This is a genomic window from Rhodococcus sp. MurmanLake-1 (assembly GCF_056945715.1).
Genome location: NZ_JBWZNF010000001.1, coordinates 477097 through 499917 on the forward strand (window position 1 = coordinate 477097; position 22821 = coordinate 499917).

The 22821-nt window shown below is 63.9% G+C and carries 22 protein-coding genes; 11 read left to right on the forward strand and 11 right to left on the reverse strand.

The features are described from left to right. Positions 1–11 precede the first annotated feature (11 nt). Entirely contained in the window at positions 12–509 is a 498-nt protein-coding gene (locus AC2ETI_RS02085) for a DUF3093 domain-containing protein (protein ID WP_019748248.1), read from the forward strand. 80 nt (positions 510–589) lie between these two features. Here the strand turns inward: AC2ETI_RS02085 and AC2ETI_RS02090 are convergent, their stop codons facing one another. Next, positions 590–892, reverse strand: coding sequence for a DUF4193 domain-containing protein (locus AC2ETI_RS02090; protein WP_003942593.1), 303 nt, complete (start codon positions 890–892; stop codon positions 590–592). A 533-nt stretch (positions 893–1425) separates the two neighbouring features. On the opposite strand from AC2ETI_RS02090, the gene cei reads away from it, so the two are divergent. Further along, positions 1426–2109: an envelope integrity protein Cei gene (gene cei / locus AC2ETI_RS02095; RefSeq protein ID WP_003942618.1), complete on the forward strand. Its 684-nt coding sequence runs from the start codon at positions 1426–1428 to the stop codon at positions 2107–2109. Positions 2110–2125: 16 nt separating this feature from the next. On the opposite strand, the gene AC2ETI_RS02100 is transcribed toward cei, so the two are convergent. Further along, a complete protein-coding gene (locus AC2ETI_RS02100; protein ID WP_021344118.1) occupies positions 2126–3004 on the reverse strand; it encodes an inositol monophosphatase family protein in 879 nt (292 codons plus the stop codon). Between the two features lie 156 nt (positions 3005–3160). Here AC2ETI_RS02100 and ppgK point away from each other — a divergent pair, with 156 nt between their 5' ends. Together ppgK and AC2ETI_RS02110 are read left to right on the forward strand one after the other, a co-directional pair. Next, a complete protein-coding gene (ppgK, locus tag AC2ETI_RS02105; RefSeq protein WP_007732834.1) occupies positions 3161–3928 on the forward strand; it encodes a polyphosphate--glucose phosphotransferase in 768 nt (255 codons plus the stop codon). Positions 3929–4040: 112 nt separating this feature from the next. After that, on the forward strand, positions 4041–5465 hold the full coding sequence (locus AC2ETI_RS02110; RefSeq protein ID WP_370333980.1) for an RNA polymerase sigma factor: 1425 nt from the start codon (positions 4041–4043) through the stop codon (positions 5463–5465). Between the two features lie 69 nt (positions 5466–5534). Here the strand turns inward: AC2ETI_RS02110 and AC2ETI_RS02115 are convergent, their stop codons facing one another. From AC2ETI_RS02115 to AC2ETI_RS02130, 4 genes are all read right to left on the reverse strand, one after another. Then, positions 5535–6344, reverse strand: coding sequence for a tyrosine-protein phosphatase (locus AC2ETI_RS02115; RefSeq protein ID WP_047888402.1), 810 nt, complete (start codon positions 6342–6344; stop codon positions 5535–5537). Between the two features lie 21 nt (positions 6345–6365). Next, positions 6366–7538 carry a cation:proton antiporter gene (locus tag AC2ETI_RS02120; protein ID WP_003943778.1) on the reverse strand — a complete coding sequence of 391 codons (1173 nt, stop codon included), beginning with the start codon at positions 7536–7538 and terminating at the stop codon, positions 6366–6368. Positions 7539–7545: 7 nt separating this feature from the next. After that, positions 7546–8028: a cation:proton antiporter regulatory subunit gene (locus AC2ETI_RS02125; RefSeq protein WP_021344116.1), complete on the reverse strand. Its 483-nt coding sequence runs from the start codon at positions 8026–8028 to the stop codon at positions 7546–7548. Between the two features lie 86 nt (positions 8029–8114). After that, positions 8115–8492, reverse strand: a complete 378-nt coding sequence (locus AC2ETI_RS02130; protein ID WP_259119708.1) for a DUF952 domain-containing protein — start codon at positions 8490–8492, stop codon at positions 8115–8117. 234 nt (positions 8493–8726) lie between these two features. Between AC2ETI_RS02130 and AC2ETI_RS02135 the strand changes: the two genes are divergently transcribed. Continuing rightward, positions 8727–8918 (forward strand): DUF7455 domain-containing protein, encoded by a 192-nt coding sequence (locus AC2ETI_RS02135; protein ID WP_003942643.1) that lies wholly within the window; start codon positions 8727–8729, stop codon positions 8916–8918. 133 nt (positions 8919–9051) lie between these two features. On the opposite strand, the gene AC2ETI_RS02140 is transcribed toward AC2ETI_RS02135, so the two are convergent. Further along, positions 9052–10830: a DEAD/DEAH box helicase gene (locus tag AC2ETI_RS02140; RefSeq protein WP_020907558.1), complete on the reverse strand. Its 1779-nt coding sequence runs from the start codon at positions 10828–10830 to the stop codon at positions 9052–9054. Between the two features lie 256 nt (positions 10831–11086). On the opposite strand from AC2ETI_RS02140, the gene AC2ETI_RS02145 reads away from it, so the two are divergent. Continuing rightward, positions 11087–12334: a YihY/virulence factor BrkB family protein gene (locus AC2ETI_RS02145; protein ID WP_020907556.1), complete on the forward strand. Its 1248-nt coding sequence runs from the start codon at positions 11087–11089 to the stop codon at positions 12332–12334. On the opposite strand, the gene AC2ETI_RS02150 is transcribed toward AC2ETI_RS02145, so the two are convergent. Continuing rightward, positions 12307–12543: a DUF3039 domain-containing protein gene (locus AC2ETI_RS02150; protein ID WP_003942602.1), complete on the reverse strand. Its 237-nt coding sequence runs from the start codon at positions 12541–12543 to the stop codon at positions 12307–12309. The two genes, AC2ETI_RS02145 and AC2ETI_RS02150, sit on opposite strands and share 28 nt — an antisense overlap. Positions 12544–12626: 83 nt before the next feature. Here AC2ETI_RS02150 and AC2ETI_RS02155 point away from each other — a divergent pair, with 83 nt between their 5' ends. The 3 genes from AC2ETI_RS02155 to AC2ETI_RS02165 all read left to right on the forward strand — a co-directional run bounded on the left by AC2ETI_RS02155 (position 12627) and on the right by AC2ETI_RS02165 (position 15643). Then, positions 12627–12986: a DUF3099 domain-containing protein gene (locus tag AC2ETI_RS02155; RefSeq protein ID WP_019748237.1), complete on the forward strand. Its 360-nt coding sequence runs from the start codon at positions 12627–12629 to the stop codon at positions 12984–12986. 26 nt (positions 12987–13012) lie between these two features. After that, the gene (locus AC2ETI_RS02160; RefSeq protein ID WP_046378488.1) at positions 13013–14512 is read left to right on the forward strand and encodes a DUF7782 domain-containing protein; all 1500 of its coding nucleotides are present in this window, start codon (positions 13013–13015) and stop codon (positions 14510–14512) included. 159 nt (positions 14513–14671) lie between these two features. After that, positions 14672–15643 (forward strand): sigma-70 family RNA polymerase sigma factor, encoded by a 972-nt coding sequence (locus AC2ETI_RS02165; RefSeq protein WP_003942639.1) that lies wholly within the window; start codon positions 14672–14674, stop codon positions 15641–15643. A gap of 142 nt (positions 15644–15785) precedes the next feature. On the opposite strand, the gene AC2ETI_RS02170 is transcribed toward AC2ETI_RS02165, so the two are convergent. Continuing rightward, positions 15786–18491 (reverse strand): bifunctional acetate--CoA ligase family protein/GNAT family N-acetyltransferase, encoded by a 2706-nt coding sequence (locus AC2ETI_RS02170; protein ID WP_020969494.1) that lies wholly within the window; start codon positions 18489–18491, stop codon positions 15786–15788. Further along, complete coding sequence (locus tag AC2ETI_RS02175) at positions 18484–19755, reverse strand: acetoin utilization protein AcuC (protein ID WP_019748234.1); 1272 nt, start codon at positions 19753–19755, stop codon at positions 18484–18486. The genes AC2ETI_RS02170 and AC2ETI_RS02175 overlap by 8 nt, the downstream gene beginning before the upstream one ends. A 176-nt stretch (positions 19756–19931) precedes the next feature. Here AC2ETI_RS02175 and AC2ETI_RS02180 point away from each other — a divergent pair, with 176 nt between their 5' ends. Together AC2ETI_RS02180 and galE are read left to right on the forward strand one after the other, a co-directional pair. Next, a complete protein-coding gene (locus AC2ETI_RS02180; RefSeq protein WP_003942150.1) occupies positions 19932–20618 on the forward strand; it encodes an iron-dependent transcriptional repressor DtxR in 687 nt (228 codons plus the stop codon). An 8-nt stretch (positions 20619–20626) separates the two neighbouring features. Further along, a complete protein-coding gene (gene galE, locus AC2ETI_RS02185; RefSeq protein WP_483633498.1) occupies positions 20627–21616 on the forward strand; it encodes a UDP-glucose 4-epimerase GalE in 990 nt (329 codons plus the stop codon). On the opposite strand, the gene AC2ETI_RS02190 is transcribed toward galE, so the two are convergent. Then, on the reverse strand, positions 21613–22743 hold the full coding sequence (locus tag AC2ETI_RS02190; protein ID WP_092765574.1) for a DUF4192 domain-containing protein: 1131 nt from the start codon (positions 22741–22743) through the stop codon (positions 21613–21615). The two genes, galE and AC2ETI_RS02190, sit on opposite strands and share 4 nt — an antisense overlap. Positions 22744–22821: the final 78 nt, after the last annotated feature.

Sequence of the window (22821 nt, forward strand, 5' to 3'; positions counted from 1 at the left end):
ATCCTTGACAGGTGCCCGAAACATCTCGACCTGACGTCGCCACCACAACGCCCCCGTCCACGACGCTGTTCTCCGAGCGCTTGTGGGTGCCGATCTGGTGGTGGATCGCCGGGCTGGCCGTAGCCGGACTCCTCGCGGCCGAGGTCCACATGGGCCGTCCGGGGCTTCTCTCGTACCTGGCGTACGTCGTGCTGCTCCCCATCCCGATCTGGGCGGCATTCTGGCTCAGCCGGATGCGCGTCGAGGTGGTGGAGACAGCAGGGGTGAAAGAACTGCACGTGGGTCGAGCCCACCTGCCGGTCGAACTGATTTCGCGGGCGGCAGCAGTGCCGGCTTCCGCAAAGAGTGCGGCGATGGGGCGCCAACTCGATCCGTCGGCGTTCGTCCAACATCGCCCATGGGTCAAGACAATGGTGTTGATCGTGCTCGACGATCCGGAGGATCCCACGCCGTACTGGCTGGTGAGCACACGTCGTCCCGCTGATCTGCTGGCTGCGCTGGATCGCTGACCAGCGCGGTCACAGCAAAGCAGTACTTCCCGACCCTTGGTCGACCCGCGAGCTGACGGGTCGACCACCGGGAAGGGAGATCAGGCAGCGCAGTCCATGCATACGAGCTGTCCGTTGGCATCACTGGCCAGGCGGCTGCGGTGATGAACCAGGAAGCAGCTCGAACACGTGAACTCGTCTGCCTGCTTCGGAACAACTCGAACCGAGAGTTCCTCGCCGGAAAGGTCGGCACCCGGCAGCTCGAAGGACTCCGCGGTGTCCGTCTCGTCGATGTCGACGACGGCTGACTGCGCTTCGTTGCGTCGCGCCTTCAGCTCCTCGAGAGAGTCCTCCGAAACCTCGTCGGACTCTGTACGCCTCGGTGCGTCGTAGTCAGTTGCCATCTCGTCTACCCCATCCTCTTCGTGTATCCCGGTCCCGTGTGCGCCGAGAATCCGGTAGATCCTTGATGCGCATGGAAACCGCCGTGGCATCCAGATCATTCCCTGTCGCTGCATAACGCTGCAGGACTGGAATTAGTGCCCGGAAGTTCCTTCCGAGAACGTGATCTGCGCCTCATTTGGTTGTCATTTCGGCGTCCGGCCGATGCCCAGTTGAACGACCTGGGCCGCCAGACAGTAGCCGACGTGAGCACGAAAGTAGTAACCGAATCGGAAATTTCCGAAAAATGACTGCGAATTGTCACCAAGGCAAGAGCAAGCTGTGACCTTTCGGCGACATTTTCAGACCGGATCCGGGTAGAAACTGCCCGCTAGTTGCCCAACTACCGTTGGGCGATCGCCAGCGGCTCGACGCGTCGAGCCGCGCTTCGGCTGTGTCGTCACACAAGCCCTCTAAGGTAGGCACCGAACGTCATGCCGGCGCCGCTCGGCCCGATGGCGAAGTAGAAGTTTCGTCAAGAAAGTCGAGGGATACCGTGGTTTCTCTGATCACCGAAGGCAGCTCTACCGATGACCAGGGACGTCCGTTCCGCCGTCGGCGCGCGTGGCCGGTGATCGCCGTGTTCGCGGTACTCGCATTGATCGGCAGTGTCTTGTGGGTCCGCATCCTGAGCGCCGAGGCAGAAGTCAGTGACACCGTCGCCTGCAACCTCCCGCAGCCTTCCTCCGATCCCTCGGCAGCGGCGCCACTACCGCTGGGAACCGTCGTCGACCGCTCGAAGCTGCTCGACGTGGATCCCGCTCCCCTGGCGGCCACCAAGGTTCGTGTGTTCAACGCCAACGGCGAACACGGTCAGGCCGCCCAGGTGGCAGCGCAACTGAGCGAGTTCGGCTTCTCCAGCGCGCCGGACGTCCAGGTCGGAAACGACCCCGTCTACGTCGACCAGAACATGGAGTGCCAGGGTCAGATCCGCTTCGGAGCGAACGGCCTCGCCGCCGCCAGTTCCGTCTGGCTGGTCGCCCCCTGCGCCGAACTGGTCCAGGACGGCCGCGGCGACGACACCGTCGACCTGGCTCTCGGCACCTACAACAAGGGCGCCCTGACCCCCAACACCGACGCCACCGCGATCCTGCATGCTCTGGCCGAGCAGCCCGCAAACGCCGAAGTCGCTCCGATGGACATCGCACTGCTCAAAGCAGCGCGCACGGCGCGCTGCTGACAAACCCGGTTCGGCCTCAGCTCGGAATCGGCTGATCTGCGCCGATCGAACTGAGCATGTGCGCGAACTGCTCGGCGATCGCCGGAGCCACCGCATAGACGACATCGCCGTCGGCCGAAGTGGAATTGGGCGCCGGGACGTTGATCACGGCGCCCGCTTCGGAAGCGATCAGGGAGCCCGCGGCCCAGTCCCACGGACTCAGCCCGTGCTCGAAGTGAGCGTCGACCCGGCCGGTGGCAACCATGCACAGATCCAAAGCTGCCGAACCTATGCGTCGGATGTCGCGAACCTGCGGCAGGATCTGCCCGATCAAGGTGCCCTGCACCTTTCGGCGATCCGCTCCGTAGCCGAAACCGGTGGCCAACAGAGCCATTGACAGTTCGGTCACCTCATTGGCGTGCAGTTCGCTGACGACGCCGTCGGCCGTGGCCATGGTTGCGCCGCCGCCCCGGTGCGCGGAATACGTTGTTTCCAGCGACACGTCGACGACAGCCCCGGCCACTGAGATCCCGTCGATCTGTACGGCCACCGAAATGGCGAACGCGGGGATTCCGTAGAGAAAATTCACCGTGCCGTCGATGGGATCGACAACCCATCGAACTCCCGCGGAATCGTCGGTGTCTCCGCCACCTTCCTCACCCAAGATCGAATCTGCAGGGCGCAATTGCGCCAGAAGGTCGCGAATCACCTGTTCGGTTTCGGTATCGACCACCGTGACGGGATCGGTCGGCGTGCTCTTCGCAGCAACCGAACCACCCTCGGAGGCACCGGAACCCACCAGGCCGAATACCTCGGGCCGACGCACGCGGACGTGTTCGGCTGCGCGTTCGGCGACGGCTACGGCAACTGCCCGCAATTGTGCGGGGTCCAGAGAATCGGCGGAAAAGTCGGGCAACGTTCTTTCTGAAGGGCGCACCGGACCATCGCAACACATCTCTACCGAGGGGCACCACTCGAACGCCTGGAGTCGCACGCGCCCGAGTCCTTGTTCGGGTTAGTGTTTGCAACGGTAGATCGTGACCTCGAATTCGACACTCAGGAGCGCAGGACGATGACAACCACAGGTTTCGGGATCGACGTCGGCGGCAGCGGCGTCAAGGGCGGCACGATCGACCTGAGCACCGGGGAAATGATCGGTGACCGCATCAAGATCCTGACCCCGCAGCCGTCCACTCCCGATGCGATCGCGGGCACTGTGGCCGAGATCGTCGAGCAGGCAAAGTGGACCGGGCCGGTCGGCATCACTTTGCCCGCTGTCGTGACCGGCGGCGTCGCGCGCAGCGCCGCGAACATCGACAAGTCCTGGATCGACACCGACGCGGCCGCGCTCTTCGGCAAGGCCCTGGGCGGGCGCGAAGTCACCGTCCTCAACGACGCCGACGCCGCCGGAATTGCCGAGGACTCGTTCGGAGCGGGCAAGGACACCTCCGGCGTCGTGATCCTCTTGACCTTCGGCACCGGAATCGGATCTGCCGTGTTGCACAACGGAGTTCTGTTGCCCAACACCGAGTTCGGCCACCTCGAGGTCGACGGCAAGGAAGCCGAGCATCGAGCGGCGTCGTCGGTGAAGGAAAAAAAGGACTGGAGCTACAAGGAGTGGGCGGTCGAGGTCTCCCGAGTTCTGACCACCTTCGAGAACCTGCTGTGGCCTGATCTCTTCATCGCCGGAGGCGGAATCAGCCGCAAGCACGAGAAGTGGATTCCGCACCTGACCAACCGCACGAAGGTCGTCCCCGCCACCCTCCTCAACACCGCGGGAATCGCCGGAGCTGCGCTCGCGTCGGTCGGACTGACCAGGCCGGCCCCCGTCGCCGGATGAGAAAACCTGCACGTGAAAAGCGGAAAATCTACCTGTTACGGCCCGCCGTGACGTAAGAGTTTCCTGAGAGTCGTTACAATGGTGAAGTCCGGCTGCGCGCCGGCCAACAACCATTGACCTCTCCGCCGGATCACCACTCTGGCGTGACGCCGCACGACACCGTCACGAAAGGGCGTACGTGGCAGCCACCGATACACGTCAGACTGCTGATTCTCCATCAGAGTCAGAGCCACAATCTCCAGCCGTGGAGGCGGCCACCGTCACCGCTCCGGCAGCCAAGAAGGCTCCGGCGAAAAAGGCTCCCGCCAAGAAGGCAGCAGCAAAGAAAGCTCCGGCCAAGAAAGCTCCGGCCAAGAAGGCAGCAGCTAAGAAGGCCAGCCCCAAGAAGGCCGGCGATCCTGATGCCGAAGACGGCGATGTCGAGTTGGAAGACATCGACATCACGGACGGCGACCTTGCCGAGGTCGAGTCCGATGTCGTCGAGGTCGTAGCAGTCGGCGAAGACGAAGAGACCGCTGCAGAGCCGTCCGAGAAGGACAAGGCTTCCGGCGACTTCGTCTGGGACGAGGAAGAGTCCGAGGCTCTCCGCCAGGCACGCAAGGACGCCGAACTGACGGCGTCCGCCGACTCGGTTCGCGCTTACCTCAAGCAGATCGGCAAGGTCGCACTCCTCAACGCCGAAGAGGAAGTCGAACTGGCCAAGCGCATCGAAGCCGGCCTCTACGCCGTGCAGATCATGCAGGATCTTGCTGACAAGGGCGAGAAGTTGCCTGCGGCTCAGCGACGCGACATGAGCTGGATCTGCCGCGACGGCAACCGCGCCAAGAACCACCTCCTCGAGGCCAACCTCCGCCTGGTCGTCTCGCTGGCCAAGCGCTACACGGGCCGCGGCATGGCGTTCCTGGACCTCATTCAGGAAGGCAACCTCGGTCTGATCCGTGCAGTCGAGAAGTTCGACTACACCAAGGGTTACAAGTTCTCGACCTACGCCACGTGGTGGATCCGTCAGGCCATCACCCGTGCGATGGCCGACCAGGCTCGCACCATCCGCATCCCGGTGCACATGGTCGAGGTCATCAACAAGCTCGGCCGTATCCAGCGTGAGCTGCTCCAGGACCTGGGCCGTGAGCCCACGCCGGAAGAGCTTGCCAAGGAAATGGACATCACGCCGGAGAAGGTGCTGGAAATCCAGCAGTACGCGCGTGAGCCGATCTCTCTCGACCAGACCATCGGCGACGAGGGCGACAGCCAGCTCGGTGACTTCATCGAGGACTCCGAAGCTGTTGTCGCAGTCGACGCCGTCTCGTTCACCTTGCTGCAGGATCAGCTGCAGTCGGTACTCGAGACGCTGTCCGAGCGCGAAGCCGGCGTGGTTCGCCTGCGCTTCGGCCTCACCGACGGCCAGCCGAGGACTTTAGACGAAATCGGACAGGTCTACGGCGTCACGCGTGAGCGTATCCGTCAGATCGAATCGAAGACGATGTCGAAGCTGCGCCACCCGTCGCGTTCGCAGGTTCTGCGCGACTACCTCGACTAGTCACACCAGCTATACGCAGAAGAGCCGCTCTCCGGATTTCCGGAGAGCGGCTCTTCTTCGTTTGCCGCCTCAGGCCAAGAGTGTGTCCCGGAGTTGTGCGATGTCCCCGTCGCTCAACTGCAGGCCGTCCCGGACGTAGTTGTCGAAGTTGCCGTACACCCGATCCACCGTGGCGAAAGACGTGTCCAGCCACGACTGTTCGACGCCGTCGATGAACGCACTCCCGGTGCGAGGTCCGGTGAGGTACTGGTTGCTGAGCATGTAGTCGGCGTTCACGTCGGCGCGGCTCACGCCGAGGAGGGTCAGAAGAACCGCAGTCATCCAGCCGGTACGGTCCTTGCCCGCCGAGCAGTGGTAGAGGACTGCACCCTCGGTGTTCGCGACGTTCACCAGAGCATCGTGGAATGCGCGGCTCGCCCCCGGATCGGTCGCCATCAACGCGTACATCGTGGGCATGTCCACCAGGGCCGGGAGGTTGGCGGGGTTGGTTCCGATGACGTCGAACCAGTTGGTTCGTGCCCCGTTCGGAATGCGGTCTTGCGAGAGCGTCCGTTCGACGACCGTGCGGAAGTCGTCCACCGATTCCACTCCGCGTTCGCTCAACGACGCGAGATCCGACGGCGTCAGCTTGTCGAGGGCATTCGAGCGAAACACCTTCCCCCACCGAACGGTCCGCCCCTCCTCGGTGACGTAGCCGCCGATGTCACGCGCGTTCGACGCACCCTCGAGATGCAGCGATCGGTCTGCGGCAACCTGCGCAGCTGCAGGTCCGGCTTGTTCGAGCGCGGGTATTCCCCCGGCGAGCGCCGGCACCGGACCGCACGAGAGGATCACCGCGCACAGGACTGTCGCGGCGGGACGGGCGATTCTGTTCGACATCCGGACAGAATAGGGCCGCAATCAGGACTTCGTACGAACCTTGATGTACAACGAGGCAACCGGTTCGATAACTCTTGCCGCCACTGGACCGATGACCGCCATCAGGAGCACGTAAGCCGTTGCCAATGCCGCCAGTTCGGCGTCGACCGCACCCGCGGACACCGCCAGCCCGGCGATGATGATGGAGAACTCACCGCGGGCGATCAGGGCGGCACCGGCGCGCGCTTGACCCATTCGCGCGACACCCTGACGTCTGGCCGCCCAGGCGCCGGTGATCAGCTTCGTGATCGCGGTGACGACGGCCAGGATCGCAGCCCACCCGAGGACGGGCGGAATGGAACTGGGATCGGTGTTGAGACCGAAGACCACGAAGAACATTGCAGCGAACAGATCTCGAAGGGGCTCGAGCACGCGACTGGCATTGTGCGCCGTCGACCCCGAGATCGCGATCCCGAGGAGGAACGCGCCCACAGCCGCCGACACCTGCATCGCCGAACTGATGCCGGCAACCAACAGTGCGGCACCGAGCAGCTTGAGCAGGAGCGTCTCACTGTCGGGACTGTCGAGGAGCGCGGAGACGTACCGCCCGTATCGTAGGGCCACAACAAGAACCACGGTGATGACCAACAACGAGATCCCGACCGCTTCGAGCCCGCCCATGAAGCTGACGCCCGCAAGCATCGCGGTCAGAATCGGCAGATACAGTGCCATCGCCAGGTCTTCGAACACCAGAATCGACAGCACGACCGGTGTTTCGCGGTTACCGAGGCGCCCCAGGTCGCTGAGCACCTTGGCGATGATTCCCGAAGACGAGATGTAGGTGACGCCGGCCATGACCGTCGCCCCCACGACGCCCCAGCCGAGAATCAAGCCGACCACCGCGCCGGGAGTCGCGTTGAGGACGATGTCGACGATGCCCGCTACGCGTGATCGTTTGAGACCGGTCACGAGCTCGGCCGCGGTGTATTCGAGCCCCAACAGCAACAAGAGCAGGACGATCCCGATCTCACTTGCCAGATGGGAGAACTCGCCGATGTCTCCGAGCTGGATGAAACCGCCCTGTCCGAAGCACAGGCCGCCGATCAGGTAGAACGGGATCGGCGACATCCCCACGCGAGCAGCGAGCCGTCCGAGCAGTCCGAGCGCGAAGAAGACCGCGCCGAGTTCGATCAGTGCGAGGGTGGTTGTGTCCACGCGCCAGTCAGCCGTTGGCCAAGATTTTTGCCGCTGCGGCCAAACCGTCCGGCGTTCCGACTGCTACGAGAAGATCTCCCCCGGTGAAGGTGAAGTCGGGGTTCGGGGACGGGCTGACCTGTCCGGCACGCATGACGGCGACGATGGAGACTCCGGTACGCGTGCGCATGCCGGTGTCCCCGAGGGTCTGCCCGTCGTAGCGCGAACCGTCCTTGATGTAGAGCTGTTTGGTTCGAATGCCCGGAAGGTCACGGTGCTCTTCTTCGAGCTGCGCAACGAGCTGTGGGGCACCCAGGAGATTGCTGAGCGCTGCCGCTTCCTCTGTGGTCAGAGGCAGCGAGGCAGCACACGCGTCAGGGTCGTCTGCCTTGGACACGATGAGGTCGGTATGACCGTCCCGATGGGTGACGACACCCACGCGACGACCGGAAGACAGAACAAAATCCTTGCGCGTCCCGATCCCCGGTAGTGGGGTGACTTCTACGTTCATATACCAACGGTAGCGCCGATCGGCGACCTGCATCGCGTGAGGGCCACAATCCGCCGGGAGCACTTCGCGGCGAGCGAACCGGCGACCTACCGAACCGGCGAAAACACGCCGTTCTCGTCCGGAAGATACTCGACGACAGCGGTGACGGCTGCGACCGGAATCGGGGCGTACAGATGCGGGAATCGCATCGATTCCGGGTCAGAAGGGACGCCCGGTTCGTACTTGACCCGACCACCGAGCAGGGCCGGATCGATGGCGAGAAGGACTATGTCGTCGCGGCCGGCGAAGATCCGATTCGCCGGGAGATGAACTTGCGCCGGAGTCGACATGTGAACAAATCCCTCCGCCTCGAATCCGTCGGGGATACGTTCGCCGTGCTGTTGTGCCCGCGCCCATTCCTCGCGCGTGCACATGTGGAGCAACTCGACGCTCTCGTCGACAAGTGGTTCGCGTCCCGGGTTCATCCGCCCAGAATATCGGGCTGAGGTCGGCGATTCGAATCAGCTGTCAGCGAACAATCTTCACCCGAGAATGCCTGTCCAGCGCATTTCCAGTGAGACACAACACTAAGAAACGCCTTCGGGAACAACCCGTAAACCCCAAACGTCTGTAAGAGTGGATCTACCGCGCCATTCCGACGCGGCGGACCAGGCCCCAGGCACGCGGCCCGAATGCCGCAAAGCCAGTACGGAGGAGTCATGCCCGGAACACTGACCAGCCCACAGTTGACCGCTGCCGACCGGTGCGACCGGTGCGGTGCCGGAGCACGCGTACGCGCCGTGCTTCCCACCGGCGGCGAGCTTCTCTTCTGCGGACACCACGCAACCGAACACGCGGATCGACTTCGCGAGATGAATGCCGTCGTCTCCGAAAGCGAACCCGCAATCTGACCTGTCAGCCGGGGGTGGCCTCTTCACGAGGCGCGCCATGAACGCCAGAACGGGCGATCACAGTTACTGTGATCGCCCGTTCTGCCGTTCCGGGGCCGCAAGCACGCGAAGCGTACGGGACCGGTATCGGCTGCTACCAGCTGCGTAGGATCGCGATGCGCTCGGTCAGCTGATCGACAGTCGCGATGGCCGTCGGCGGGCCTCCGCACACTCGGCGAAGTTCCGCGTGAATGATGCCGTGTGGTTTGCCGGTGCGGTGAACGTTCATCGCCACCAACCCGTTCAGCTCCTTGCGGAGCGCTCCGAGCTGATCTGCCGTGGCCGCTCGATCGGATACCACTGCCGCCGTGGGTTGCGGTGCGGCGGCCTTGGCCGAGTTGGCCTCGACCTGTGTCTGCTGGCGTTGACGCAGCAATGCCCGCATCTGATCGGCGTCGAGTAGGCCTGGCAGACCGAGGTAGTCGGCTTCCTCGTCACTTCCGGCGAATGTCGCGGTACCGAAGGACGATCCGTCGTAGATCACCTGGTCGAGTTCGGCATCGGCGCCCAGGGACGTGAACGCCTTCTCCTCCTCGCCCAGCTCGTCCTTCTGCTTGTTCGCATCGGCGAGCAGGTCGTCTTCGAGGCCGTCCTTCTCACGATGCGGCTTGCCGAGCACGTGGTCACGCTGAGCCTCGAGCTGTGCAGCAAGGTCGAGAAGCACCGGCACCGACGGCAGGAAGACGCTGGCAGTTTCGCCCTTACGACGCGAACGCACGAAGCGCCCGATCGCCTGAGCGAAGTACAGCGGGGTCGACGCGCTGGTCGCGTACACACCGACCGCCAGACGGGGAACGTCGACGCCCTCGGACACCATGCGGACCGCGACCATCCATTTCTGGTCGCTCGCACCGAATTCGGCGATTCGCTTGGACGCGGTGGGGTCGTCGGACAGCACGACGGCCGGCTGTTCGCCGGTGATCGCTGTCAACGCCTTCGCGTACTCGCGGGCCACTGTCTGATCCGTCGCGATGACAAGTCCGCCCGCATCGGGCATACCCGTACTGCGCAGCTGCGCCAAACGGGTGTCTGCTGCTTGCAGCACGGCAGGAATCCAGTCGCCGGCAGGGTCCAAGGCCGTACGCCATGCCCGAGTCGTCTGCTCGGCGCTCAGCGGCTCGCCGAGCCGAGCGGTGAATTCCTCGCCGGCGTTGTTTCGCCACCGTGCCTCGCCCGAGTAGGCGAGAAACACGACGGGGCGAACCACGCCGTCCTTGAGGGCATCCGAATATCCGTAGGAGTGATCGGCTTTCGAGCGGAGCAGACCTTCCTTGTCCGGCTCGTACTCGACAAAAGGAATGGCACTGTCGTCACTGCGGAACGGAGTTCCGGTCAGTGCGAGACGCCTGGTCGCGTCGCCGAACGCCTCACGAATGGCGTCGCCCCAGCTCTTGGCGTCGCCGCCGTGGTGGATCTCGTCGAGGATGACCAGCGTCTTGCGGCCCTCGGTGCGCACACGGTGCTTCGACGGGTGCGAGGCAACCTGGGCGTAGGTCAGCACGACGCCGTGATAGTCACTCGAGGTCTGGCCGGTCGAGTTGGAGAACCGCGAGTCCAATGCCAGGCCGGATCGCTGAGCGGACTCCGCCCACTGGTGCTTGAGGTGCTCGGTCGGCGCCACGACGGTTATCTGGTCGACCGTCCGGTCACGGAGCAATTCCGAAGCTACCCGCAGAGCGAAGGTGGTCTTACCTGCTCCCGGCGTTGCGACCGCCAGGAAGTCACGCGGACTGCTGGAAAGGTACTTGGTCAGTGCACGGCGCTGCCATGCACGAAGGGAACCGGTAGGGGCGCCAGGTTGGGTTCCCGCGGATTGAGCTCCGGCGGGTTCGGGCGAATTGCCGAACTCGGCTGCCACGGTCTCAGACGTCATAGGCCGCGCCTCCACTGGAATCGCACTGTTGTCTCGCGCTCCTCGAATTTTCATCAATGTCCGGCGACGAGCCTAGCCGCCGCCACCGACGAAAGCCGCACTCGAAGCGCGTACTCATGGCCGTTCTCACTCCGGCCGGCGAGGTTTCGCTGTTCTCGCATCCTGCCGACCTGCACGCGAATTGTCTCAGAAATGTGCGACACGTCGGCGCCATGGTTGGGCAACCGGGTGTGTCGTCAGGGATGCTGGAGACATCATGAGTGAAGCGCGAGGCGAGAAGTCGAGCGGAAGTGATCTGCACCACCGCAGATGGCATCCGCTACGCCGCACCGGGCAGTTGATCGGTCGCACACTGAGCAAGGCCTGGGACGATTCCATCTTCGGAAAGGCGGCTACGGCCGCGTTCTGGCAAACGCTGTCACTGGCTCCCCTGCTTCTGGGCCTTCTCGGAATGATCGGCTACATCGGTGGGTGGTTCGGACCCAACACCGTCGAGATCATCGAATCCAAGATCGTCACGTTCAGCGGAACGATCTTCAGCGAAAGCGTCGTCGACCAGATCATCCGCCCGACGGTGACGGACGTCCTTCAGCGCGGACGACCGGAGATCATCTCGGTGGGCTTCCTGCTCTCCCTGTGGGCGGGATCGTCGGCGATCAGTACGTTCGTCGACTCGATCGTGGAAGCACATGGTCAGCAGGATGCGCGCAATCCCATCTGGCAGCGCATCTTCGCCCTGCTGCTCTACGTGATGTTCCTGGTGATGGCGGTATTCATCCTGCCGCTGGTAGCTCTCGGGCCGACGCTCGTCGGGCGAGCACTGCCGGCCTCCTGGTACGTGGTCGGATCGAATCTGGTCGACACGTTCTACTACCCCGCTGTCGGTCTACTGGTGATCATCGGCCTCACGACGCTCTACAAAGTCGCTCTACCGAAGTCGCTGCCGTGGCATCGGCTGCTCGCGGGCGCGCTGGTCGCCGGTGTGTTCTTCATGGCCGCCAGTACCGGATTGCGCTGGTACCTGGGATTTGTCACCAGCACCGGCTACACGTACGGCGCACTGGCAACGCCGATCGCATTTCTGCTCTTCACGTTCTTCCTCGGTTTCGCCGTCGTCCTCGGCGCCGAGTTCAACGCGACGGTTCAGGAGTTCTGGCCGGCTCGTGCCACTCGGATGGAGCAGATGCGAGAGTGGCTTGCGGCTCAGAACACCGACGACGAGACCGGTCCGGTCACCAACCTGACCTGGCACCTGGCCACCAGCCCGATCCGCATCTCGGGCGACAAAGCGGATCCGGCCACGGTCCCCTCGTACGGGCGGCCCCGCAGCAGACAAACAGAGTCGCGCCAGAACTCGTGCGCAGACCAAGATCCCTGCGATGAACCGCAGGCAGACGCGAAGAGCCCGGCGGCCGACTGCGTCGAGGCTGTCGATCCGCCGAGCTCCGGAAGTACTCCCGCGCGCGTGACCCGAGGTCAGTCGCCCTTGCGGAGCCCTTCGTAAATCTTCTTGCAGTCCGGGCACACCGGTGATCCCGGCTTGGCGGACTTCGTCACGGGAAACACCTCGCCGCACAGCGCGACGACATGGGTTCCCATGACGGCGCTCTCGGCGATCTTGTTCTTCTTCACGTAGTGGAAGAACTTCGGGGTGTCGTCGTCGGTCGTTTCGTCGGTGGAGACGTCGGGACGTTCCTTGGTTTGAGTGCTCACCCCTCCAATAATGCCGCCTCCGTCACAGCGGTGCGACCCACGGGTCGTGTGCAATTGTCGGCCGAGAGTGGAACAGTGGAGTCATGGCACGAAATGGCGCGTTCGGCAGGTCCGACGAGGCCGGGACTCCCGATAATCCCGTACTGATCACCGAAGCGCAGAAGTCCGTCGAAGAACAGCACAAAGCCCGAGTGCGCAAGTACATGATCATCATGTCCTTCCGGTTCCCGGCGTTGATCCTCGCGGCGATCGCGTACGGCATCTGGGCCAACGCCTGGATCTCGATGCTCATCATCGGTGCATCCATTCCGCTTCCCTGGATCGCCGTCCTGATCGCCAACGACCGACCACCGCGCACCAAGGACGAACCGAGCCGATACGACGGACGAAAGAAGACCGCAGGCGAGATCGAATCCGCGACGCACCACACCATCGAAGGCTGACAAGTTCCGCCTGCGAGAATGACGGGGTGAGAAGCGAAACGCTCCTGTCCATCACCCCTGCGCTGCGTGAGGCCCTGCTTCGCAATCGATTCGACACGGGAACCATGCTCGAGGCATTGGGTCCCGAAGTTCACGCCGCTCTCGGCCGAAGTGAGCCGGTACCCGTGCGCCGCGCCACCCGAGAACTCGGGGACCTGGGCGTTCTCATCAGACTGTTCCTTCTCGCCGATGATTGCCCGGCAGGCGACGTCGCCGCGGCGTTGACTCCGCTGACAATTGCGCAGTGCGTCGACGCCGGCCTGCTCGAAGGTGAAAATTTCGACAGTGAGAATCCGCTCGTGCGGGCCGCGGTCGACCTTCGCCCCATCGACGTCGGCGACGGCGACCGTTGGGTGATCTCGGATCTCGACGGCGGAATCCGTCCCAAGAAGGCCACGGCCGATCACGTGCTGGGCGTCGGACATGCGTCACTGTCCTTGCTGCAGGCCACGCCCACCGCGAAGGTCGGCAGCGTGCTCGACCTCGGTACGGGATGCGGCATCCAAGCCCTGCACGCAAACACGTACGCCGATTCGGTCACCGCAACCGACATCAACCAACGCGCCGTCGACCTCACGGCCGCAACCATGTCGCTCAACGGACTGGACGTCGAACTGCTTCAAGGGTCCTGGTTCGAACCCGTCGAGGGTCGAACCTTCGACCAGGTGGTCGCCAATCCCCCGTTTGTCGTCGGCGAGGCACGCGTCCATCACACCTACCGCGATTCCGGCCTCGATCTCGACGGTGCGAGCGAATTGATGATCTCGCGCTCGATCGACTATCTGAACCCCGGCGGCACGGCAGCACTGTTGGCCTCGTGGGTGCACATCGAAGGACAGGACTGGCGTTCGCGGATCGCGTCGTGGCTGCCGGCGCACGGCGTCGACGCCTGGGTGGTGCAGCGCGACGTGGCGGACCCAGCTCTGTACGTCGGCACGTGGCTCAAGGACGGCGGGCAGGATCCGCGAGATCCGGAATCGGCATCGAGAGCTAACGCCTGGCTGGATCACCTCGAAGAAGCCGATGTCGAGGGCGTCGGCTTCGGTTTCGTGTTCCTTCGCCGCACCGACTCCCCCACCGACCTGATGGCCGAGGACCTCATGCACGGCTTCTCGGACCCGCTCGGGGCAGAGGCGCTCGCTTACTTCGACCGTCTTGCCTGGTTGCGTGAACACGACGTCCTCGAGGAGCGATTCGTCCTCGATCCGGACACGGCTCTCGAACGCGTCTACCTCCCCGGCGACGAGGGATGGCAGCAAGTGGTCACGCGTGTGCACCGCGGCAACGGACCGCACTGGCAGCACGAGATCGACGAGCTCGGTGCTGCGCTGCTGGCCGGGCTCCGAGCGGACGGACTGGTGGTCGACGAACTGGTCGAACTTCTCGCCGCGGCGAACGGCGAAGACCCGGACCAGCTACGTGAGGCCGTCGTCACATTGCTGGTCTCGCTTGTCCGGCACGGGTTGGTGCTTCCCGTCACGAACTGAGTTCCCGGTGAGTTGCAGATTTTTGTGTTCTCAGCAACTTCTCAGGACGACTGGGAAATAACTGCAGGTCACGGCGTTTTAGCGGAAATCGGCGCGGGAACTTTCCCGGAACTCTCACACGTTGAACTGTGTGAGAGACCGCCGATAGGGAGGCAAGTCATGACAAGCCCCAGCACCACTACTCGCATTCGTCCGAGCGCCGCAGATCTGGACGCCCAGAGCCCGGCCGCAGACCTGGTACGCGTCTACCTGAACGGGATCGGTCGTACTGCACTGCTGACAGCAGCAGACGAGGTCGAACTGGCGAAGCGAATCGAAGCGGGGCTGTACGCCAGCCACGTCCTTGCCACGGGAAAGCGCCTGACAGTCGCCAAGAAGAGGGATCTCGCAACGATCGTTCGCGAGGGACAGTCGGCGCGTAGCCACCTCCTGGAAGCGAACCTGCGACTCGTCGTGTCGCTGGCCAAGCGCTACACCGGCCGTGGAATGCCGCTCCTCGATCTCATTCAAGAAGGCAACCTCGGACTCATCCGTGCCATGGAGAAGTTCGACTACGCCAAGGGCTTCAAGTTCTCGACGTACGCCACCTGGTGGATCCGTCAGGCAATCACCCGCGGAATGGCTGATCAGAGCCGCACCATCCGGCTCCCAGTCCACCTTGTGGAGCAGGTCAACAAGCTCGCCCGCATCAAGCGTGAACTGCACCAGCAGCTCGGGCGCGAAGCGACGGACGACGAGTTGGCCGAAGAGTCGGGCATCCCGGCGCACAAGATCGCGGACCTGCTCGACCACAGTCGCGACCCGGTAAGCCTGGACATGCCCGTCGGTAACGACGAAGAAGCACCTTTGGGCGACTTCATCGAAGATTCCGAGGCGACTTCGGCGGAGAACGCCGTCATCGCCGGTCTGCTGCACAGCGATGTGCGCAGCGTGCTCGGGACGCTCGACGAGCGCGAGCAGCAGGTCATCCGACTTCGCTACGGTCTCGACGACGGCCAGCCTCGCACCCTCGATCAGATCGGCAAGCTCTTCGGCCTCTCGCGTGAGCGGGTTCGTCAGATCGAGCGTGAGGTCATGGGCAAGCTCCGCGTCGGCGATCGCGCCGAGAAACTGCGTTCCTACGCGAGCTGATCAAACAACACAGCACGTGCGTCAGCGCGCCACACCACTCGCGCTGACGCACCGCACAAAGCACCGGCCACCGCTTATTCCCTCCCCCTCGGGAATGTGCGATGGCCGGTGTTGTTCGTTGTACCTACCGCAGACGCTGTATCTACCGCAAACGCCTGGGCCCCAGGTCGATTGCGCTCGGCTCGGGCCCGATGCGTACTCGCGAATCGGTGATCTCCGCGCCGGTAGCCGAAGCAAGTACCGGCTCACAGGCCAGTTCGCGGACTTCCGGAATGTCGTCGGCCAGCGCCGAGATCCGCTGGACCAGATCGACCAAGGCACCCTTGTTGACCGGAACGGCGTTGCGATATCCGGAGAGCAGCGGCGCTGCCTTGGGTGCGTCGATCAACTCCGTAGCAGCGTCTTCCGTGAGCGGCAGTACGCGATAGGCACGGTCCCCGAGGAGATCGGAGATCACACCGGCGAGACCGAACGAGATCAGCGAACCGAACGACGGGTCGTCTTGGACACCAACCACACACCCGATGCCCTTGGTTGCCATTTTCTGCACGTGCAGCAGCGGTTCACCCGATGCGGCCGCAAGATCTCGGTAAGCGAGGCGCACCGATTCCGGCCCACTCAGATCCAGCCTGACGCCGCCCAGATCCGGTCGGTGGCGCCACATTTCGCCGGTTGCCTTGACCGCGACCGGGTAGCCGACAGCATCCGCTGCCTCTACAGCTTCGTCTTCGCTCAGGACCGAACGGAATTCGACGACTGCAACCCCGTAGCACTCGAGAAGAGCTGCTGCTTCGACGTCCGAAAGCCAACGGCCAGGCGAGTTTTCAAGCCAGGCGGCCACCATCTTCTGGGCTCGTTCGGAGTCGATTCCCGCGGGGCGAACAACCTTCGACGCAGGCTTGCTGCGCCACTCCGCGTAACGCCAGGCCCTCGCCAACGCCAGTGCGGCGCGCTCCGGCCCTGGGTAGGACGGCACCGAACCGCGGGTCGGGTTTCCGACTTCGTCGCGGACCGCCAGGACGTCCGGCACACCCTCCGCTGCGAGGAACGTCGTGAGAATCGGCTTGTCCGAGCCGGCGACGGCGTCTTTGAGTGCTTTCGCGAACGGCTCGACCGGAATGGCAACCGGAGGAACGAAGACGGCGATGACGGCATCGACGTCGAACGACGCCAACGCGTCGCGCACGGCAGCGGCGAACAGTTCCGGACTCGCCTGGGCGCCAAGGTCGACCGGGTCGCTGACCTGCAAACCTTCACTGCGGGCGGCGTCCGCGGCAAGGACACCGAGCGCGGTCGAGTTGCCGATGACAGCAAGCCGTGGACCGGCTGGCAACGGCTGGTATCCGAAGAGCAAGGCACAGTCGAACAATTGTGAAATGGAGCCGACCTGGATGACGCCCGCCTGTTCGAAGAGGGCGCGGACGATGGAATCGTCGATCTCGACTCCAGTGGCGGCGAGAACCGGCGGAACCGCATGCCGACCGCTCTTGACCGCGACGATCGGCTTCTTCCGCGCAACTCGGCGGGCGATCCGGGAGAACTTTCGTGGGTTGCCGAAGCTTTCGAGGTAGAGAAGGACCACTTCGGTGGACTGGTCGGAATCCCAGTACTGCAGAAGGTCGTTGCCCGAGACGTCCGCACGGTTGCCGGCAGAAACGAAGGCGGACAACCCGATTCGGCTGCGCGCAGCTTCGTCGAGAATGGCGATACCGAGCGCGCCGGACTGACAGAAGAAGCCCACGTTGCCTGCCACCGGCAAGACCGGCGCGAGAGTCGCATTCAACGAGATCGCGGGGTCGTTGTTCGCCACTCCCAGTGCATTCGGACCGATGAGGCGCATTCCGTGAGCGCGTGCTGCATGGACCAGTTTGCGTTCGGACGAGCGTCCGTCCGGACCGCTCTCGCTGAAGCCCGACGAGACCACCACCAGCGCTTTGACGCCCTTGTCGAGGCAGTCGTCGAGTACCGAATTGATCGATTCCGCAGGTACAGCCACGACGGCGAGATCGACGTCGTCAGGAATGTCGCGAACAGTTGGGTACGCCCGCACCCCGTGAACCGAACGATGCTCCGCGTTGACGGGGTAGACCGGTCCGGTGAATCCGCCGCGCAGCAGGTTGGTCAACACCGCGTTACCCACCTTTGCGGGGTCCGCTGATGCGCCGATCACTGCCACCGATCGTGGACTCAGCACGTTTCCCATGCTGCGGGCCTCAGCTGCCCGCTCACGCGAATTACGTACTGAAACAAGCGCTTCCGTCGGGTCGATCGCGAATTCGAGGCGCAGCACGCCACCGTCGAACGAGCGGCTCACCTGATACCCCGCCTCACGGAACACCGTCACCATGTTGCGGTTCTCGGACAGGACCTCGGCGACGAACATCGTCAGGCCGTTCTCGGCCGCTGCTGCTGCCAGGTATTCGAGCAGGATCGGGCCGAGGCCGCGCCCCTGGTGTGCGTCGGCGACGACGAAGGCGACCTCGGCAGACTTTCCGTCACCGACGTCGAGGAGTCGTTCGTAGCGACCCACCGCGATGATCTCGTCTCCGAGCATCATCACGAAGGCGACGCGGTTGTGGTGGTCGACCGTCGTGAAGTTCTTCACGTCGCGCGCCGACATCGTGGGATACGGGCCGAAGTAGCGCAGGTACCGAGTGCGCTCGGAGAGTTTGCCGTGGAATTCGACGAGCTTGTCCGCGTCCTCGGGAACGATGGGTCGCAACGCCACCGCGCCGCCGTCGGAGGCGAGAACGTCGACTACCCACGAATGGGGATAGGTGTGAGCGGGGTCGGTCTTCGGCGCCTGGTCGCTCGCGCCGCCGGCATCGGTATCGGACTGTTCAGTCACGGGGATCCTCCGGGTCGAGTCCGAGTAGCGGGAACGAAGCGCGGCGTGTGGCGATGATCGCCGAGTCGATTCGGGTGAGTGCACGATCTACCGAGGCGACACCTGTCTCCGGTGTACCACCCGGGCCGTCCCACGGGGTGTATGCGACATCTCCGCCGTCGCCCATGGTCGGCGGGAGGTCGACGCTCGGCGCTCGCAGCTTCGTCGATTCCTTCCACTCGTCAGGCACAGCTGTGTCGACGTCGACCTCGCGATCGAGCGCGGCAGCGATCAGGTGAGTCCATGCCCTCGGCACGACGCGAACCAGTCCGTATCCGCCGCCGCCGACTGCCAGCCACCGGCCCTCGGAGTAGCGGTCGGCGAGATCGCGCATTGCCAGGAACGCTGCTCGCTGGCCGTCGACGGTCAGAGCGAGGTCCGCGAGCGGGTCCTCACGGTGCGAGTCGACTCCGCACTGGCTGATGATGATCTGCGGGCGGAAGGCTGCAATGGCTCCCGGGACGACGGCGTGAAATGCGCGCAGCCACAACGCGTCGACGGTCCCGGGAAGCACCGGGATGTTCACTGCAGTGCCTTCAGCGGCCCCGTCGCCGACCTCGCTCGACCATCCGGTGTTCGGCCACAAGGTTGCCGGGTGCTGATGCAGCGAGACCGTGAGCACCCGGGGGTCCCCGAGGAACGCATGTTGCACTCCGTCGCCGTGGTGAGCGTCGACGTCGATGTAGGCGATGCGGTCGTAGCCGTTGTCGAGCAGCCACGAAATCGCCACAGCCGCATCGTTGTAGACGCAGAATCCCGAAGCCCAATCCGCCATCGCGTGGTGCATGCCGCCGCCGATGCTGACCGCGCGACGCGTACGTCCCGAAGCGATTTCCTGCGCTGCGGCCAGCGAGCCGCCGGCGAGGATCGCACTTGCTTCGTGCATGTGCGGGAAGACCGGGTTGTCCTCGGTACCGAGCCCGTGCGGAACATCCTGGCCGCTCACACCGTTGTTCGCAGAGTTACCCGCGTCTTTGACCGCTGCAAGATATGCCGGTGTGTGGATTCTGAGGAGGTCGGCATCGGACGCGGCGCTCGGTTCGAGAAATTCGATGCCCTCGAGAAGTCCGAGGCTTCGCGAGAGTGCCATCGTGAGATCGAGGCGAGTGGGATTCATCGGGTGATCGGCGCTCCACCGATAGCTCAGGTACTCCGGACTCCACACCACGACTCGATTCGCTCGAGACGCCGCGGGGTCCCCGTCAGATCTGATCGACGCGGTCATGGGATCACGCTACTTCCTTCTCGTTTCGTGCCGCACACCACACTCGCGGCCCGCTTCGGAGACCGAGATCGAGTGACACGAATCCAATTCGGACACGCGCTGGACTCGCCGCAGTGGAGGCGGCACCGGAACCACGAACTGAACGGTAGAATGATCAACTGACGAAGGGGTTGAGTGTGAAGGATCTAGTCGACACCACGGAGATGTATCTCCGGACGATCTACGACTTGGAAGAAGAGGGCGTAGTCCCACTCCGGGCGCGGATCGCCGAACGGCTCGAACAGAGCGGACCCACCGTCAGCCAGACAGTTGCGCGTATGGAGCGCGACGGCTTGCTGATGGTCGCCGGCGATCGACATCTGGAACTCACCGACAAGGGTCGCGATCTCGCGATCTCTGTCATGCGTAAGCACCGGTTGGCAGAGCGCCTACTGGTGGACGTCATCGGTCTCAAATGGGAAGACGTACATGCCGAGGCATGCCGTTGGGAGCACGTGATGAGCGAGGAGGTCGAGCGTCGGCTCGTCGTCGTTCTGAACAACCCCACGACGTCGCCATACGGCAACCCGATTCCGGGCTTGGACCAGTTGGGACTCGACGGCCCGGTTGCCACCACCGAAACGTTGGTGCGCCTGACCGATATTCCGCACGGCGCACAGACAGCTGTGGTCGTTCGGCGACTCGCCGAGCACGTGCAGTCCGATCCCGAGGTGATCGCGCAGCTGCGTGACGCCGGCGTCGTTCCCGACGCCAGGGTGACGGTCGAAACCCGTCCGGGCTCGGTGACCATCATCGTGCCGGGTCACAGCGGGTTCGACCTGTCCGAGGAAATGGCTCACGCCGTTCAGGTCAAGCAGGTCTGAGGAACTAGATGAAACTCCTGGTCACCGGCGGCGCCGGTTACGTCGGCAGTGTGTGCAGCACTGTGTTGCTCGAGCGTGGACACGAAGTTGTCGTCATCGACGACCTCTCCACCGGAAATGCCGACGCGGTGCCTGCCGGTGCCGAGTTCATCGAAGGGGATGTGGGGGCGCTGGCCGCCGACATCCTCGGCAATGCGGGTTCTCCGGTTTTCGACGGCGTACTTCACTTCGCTGCGCAGTCGCTGGTCGGCGAATCCGTGCTGCACCCCGAAAAGTACTGGCGCGGAAACGTCGTCACGACCATCGAGCTGCTCGAGGCGATTCGTGTCTCCGGCACTCCCCGGCTCGTGTTCTCTTCCACCGCGGCAACGTACGGCGAGCCGGAGCAGTCCCCCATCGTGGAAACCGCTCCGACCCGCCCTACGAATTCGTACGGCGCGACCAAGCTCGCGATCGATCATGCGATCACCTCGTACTCGATCGCCCACGGCCTCGGCGCTACCAGCTTGCGCTACTTCAACGTCGCGGGTGCGTACAAGTCCGCCGGCGAGAACCGGGTGATCGAAACCCACCTGATTCCGCTCGTCCTTCAGGTCGCACTCGAGCAGCGAGACAAGATCTCGGTATTCGGAACCGACTGGCCCACGCCGGACGGCACCGCGGTACGCGACTACATACACGTGCTTGACCTCGCCGAAGCGCATCTGCTGGCGCTCGAATCCTCGGTTCCCGGCGAGCACCGTATCTACAACCTCGGAAGTGGTGCCGGCTTCAGCGTGCGCGAGGTGATCGCTGCCTGTGCGCGGGTCACCGGCCTGCCGATCAACGTCGAAGACGCGTCACGACGGCTGGGTGATCCGGCCGTACTGATCGCATCGAGCGACAAGGCGATTGCCGAGTTGGGTTGGACGCCCACGCGTACCGATCTCGACGTCATAGTCGCCGATGCATGGCAGTTCCTCCAGGATCTGGGCGACCGCTCACACGCTGCTCGCTAGCTTCCACTCGGCAGTGCCGGCGGCAAACCGGCAATTCCGAGCGATTCCCCGATGGACAATCCGACGGCCGCAAGGTCACGGATCCCATCGGGGTGCACACCGGATTGCAGCGATAAATCCAGCAATCCGGCCAAGGTATGTTCCGAATCGGCCGACAGTGCGGCCGACAGCGCAACACCTGCCAGGGGCCCGTCGCCGCGCACGTATGCAAAGAACCCGAGAAGTGTTGCCGGCCAAGCTCGTTCGGGAGACGGTACTTCATGGGTAAGTACGAGCCACAATTGCTCGGCATGTGCGGCAACCGACGTGATCGCCAGACCCAACACCACGTCGCGCACGTGAACGTCCGTCAAAGCGACCACCAGATCGGCGCATTCCTGCAGGTCAGGGTAGTAAGTGCCCGCCTCCACACGGCGGACATGTTCCAACACCAGATCGACCCGGCGCTGAACTGCTGCATCACGGCCTGATCCCCCGCTGTATTCACCCGATTCTCGGCGGCTCGCGATCAGTCGGGCAATCGCGTCGTGATTACGAGCGGCACCGTGTACCCACCGGACCAGTTCCTCACGCGAACGGCGAATGACCCTCCCGCCCAACACCTGCGCCGCCGCGACCGACGAAGATGCCGGGTCTGGCAGGGTGCCGCAGTGAATCGAACGCGTGACGCTCGTCCACGGCTGGCCAGATTCTATTGCGGCCGTGCACAATACGTCAGCCAGCTCGACGCAGGTTCCGCCGAGCATGTCTTCGAATACCTCGGCCAGCTCGATGGTTTCGTCGATGAGAGTTTCAGCTGTCGAGCAATCGGCGATCACCACGAGAACGACCGCACGCGCCCCTTCCCCGTCACACACGGCGGCGAACTGGCGCAGCGCCGCGCTCATCTGCCTCGCAGGCTTTCCCTTGACGCTGGGAAAGTAGTCGTGTCGCATTACCGGGCCGAGCGTCGAGGCGGAAGCGCCCATCAAAGACAGCGCAACGACGGAGTTGGACGGATGGAATCCCAGGAGGGCGGGTATTGCCGCGATCAATTCGCCTGGATCGGAAACACGTTCAACGCGTCCGAAAAGGGCCAGGTCGTCGTCGGAGAATTCGAATTCTCCTGGAAGAGGTGATGTGGTCATGCACAGACCCTCGTCGATCGCCCCGATGCCGCCATCCGCTCGACCAGGGAAAACAGCGACGCCGAATTCGTCTGTGGA

Bases quoted from the DNA above. Each gene is read 5' to 3' on its own strand.
- AC2ETI_RS02125 (WP_021344116.1), bottom strand. From the start codon at position 8,028: ATGAACGTAGAAGTCACCCCACTACCGGGGATCGGGACGCGCAAGGAT.
- AC2ETI_RS02165 (WP_003942639.1), top strand. From the start codon at position 14,672: ATGACAAGCCCCAGCACCACTACTCGCATTCGTCCGAGCGCCGCAGAT.
- galE (WP_483633498.1), top strand. From the start codon at position 20,627: ATGAAACTCCTGGTCACCGGCGGCGCCGGTTACGTCGGCAGTGTGTGC.
- AC2ETI_RS02155 (WP_019748237.1), top strand. From the start codon at position 12,627: ATGGCACGAAATGGCGCGTTCGGCAGGTCCGACGAGGCCGGGACTCCC.
- AC2ETI_RS02190 (WP_092765574.1), bottom strand. From the start codon at position 22,743: ATGACCACATCACCTCTTCCAGGAGAATTCGAATTCTCCGACGACGAC.
- AC2ETI_RS02115 (WP_047888402.1), bottom strand. From the start codon at position 6,344: ATGTCGAACAGAATCGCCCGTCCCGCCGCGACAGTCCTGTGCGCGGTG.
- AC2ETI_RS02175 (WP_019748234.1), bottom strand. From the start codon at position 19,755: ATGACCGCGTCGATCAGATCTGACGGGGACCCCGCGGCGTCTCGAGCG.
- AC2ETI_RS02145 (WP_020907556.1), top strand. From the start codon at position 11,087: ATGAGTGAAGCGCGAGGCGAGAAGTCGAGCGGAAGTGATCTGCACCAC.
- AC2ETI_RS02135 (WP_003942643.1), top strand. From the start codon at position 8,727: ATGCCCGGAACACTGACCAGCCCACAGTTGACCGCTGCCGACCGGTGC.
- AC2ETI_RS02140 (WP_020907558.1), bottom strand. From the start codon at position 10,830: ATGACGTCTGAGACCGTGGCAGCCGAGTTCGGCAATTCGCCCGAACCC.
- AC2ETI_RS02130 (WP_259119708.1), bottom strand. From the start codon at position 8,492: ATGAACCCGGGACGCGAACCACTTGTCGACGAGAGCGTCGAGTTGCTC.
- AC2ETI_RS02090 (WP_003942593.1), bottom strand. From the start codon at position 892: ATGGCAACTGACTACGACGCACCGAGGCGTACAGAGTCCGACGAGGTT.
- ppgK (WP_007732834.1), top strand. From the start codon at position 3,161: ATGACAACCACAGGTTTCGGGATCGACGTCGGCGGCAGCGGCGTCAAG.